Here is an 885-nt window from a genome sequence, read left to right on the forward strand (position 1 = left end):
GGGGTTTTAAATACCCTTTGAAAGGTCTTTGAAGACCCTTTGAGAACTCCTTAAAAACTCTTTGAAAAAAAATAAATTGGTACAAAACCTAGTGGCAAAATATACAAAACCTGCCGACAAGCTACATACATATCGTAGAAGTGTCCAGAGTAATTATAACTCTTGTAATCTTCCTAAGATACAAAATGGTGCCGCATGCCGGCGGAGCAGGCTTTATTAGCAAGAATCAGATTGTGTAAAGAAGCGCAAGGACGTATTGATGTCTATAATTTTTTATGTTTCAATAAAAAAATTAAGAATTAAAGAAAAAATCTCAAATCAGAAATTAAAGGTGGTCTAAAAGGTGGACCCAAAAAGGTGGACGGGCAATGTGTGAAAAGGTGGACGAGAGGGGGTGTTAAGTGAGGGCGATTCATCGGTTATCAGCATTACTTGTAAAGTCCTCTCCACAAGGAAAGTATTGTGACGGGGCAGGGCTTTGGTTGAATGTTCGAAAAGACAATACACGCTCTTGGTTTTTTCGCTATACGCACCACAATAAACGCCGTGAAATGGGACTTGGTCCTGTTACGAAACTCTCTTTAAAAGAAGCGCGTGAGCTTGCAAGATATTATAGTGATATTCTTAAAGAAGGCAATGATCCTATTGTATTTCGGGAACAGACCGTCTTAAAACAGCAAAGCAACATATTCAGTGAGATTGCGAAAGCAGCTTTTGAAAGCAAAAAAGCAGAGTTGAAAAATGAAGGCAAAAACGGCCGTTGGTTTTCTCCACTAGAGTTGCACGTGATTCCACACATAGGTAATTTACCTATAGAAAAATTAACAGCCAATATCATTCGCAATGTTCTCGCGCCCCTTTGGCATGAAAAAGCAGATACGGCAA

General features: G+C 39.2%; 1 protein-coding gene. It reads left to right on the forward strand.

The genetic code is table 11. The features are described 5' to 3' along the window. Window positions 1–401: 401 nt before the first annotated feature. Window positions 402–885: integrase arm-type DNA-binding domain-containing protein (locus tag ABD915_RS09895; RefSeq protein WP_345117787.1), on the forward strand; the 484-nt coding region annotated here is incomplete at its 3' end.

It is taken from the genome of Bartonella jaculi, assembly GCF_039543045.1.
GTDB classification, from domain to species: Bacteria; Pseudomonadota; Alphaproteobacteria; order Rhizobiales; family Rhizobiaceae; genus Bartonella; species Bartonella jaculi.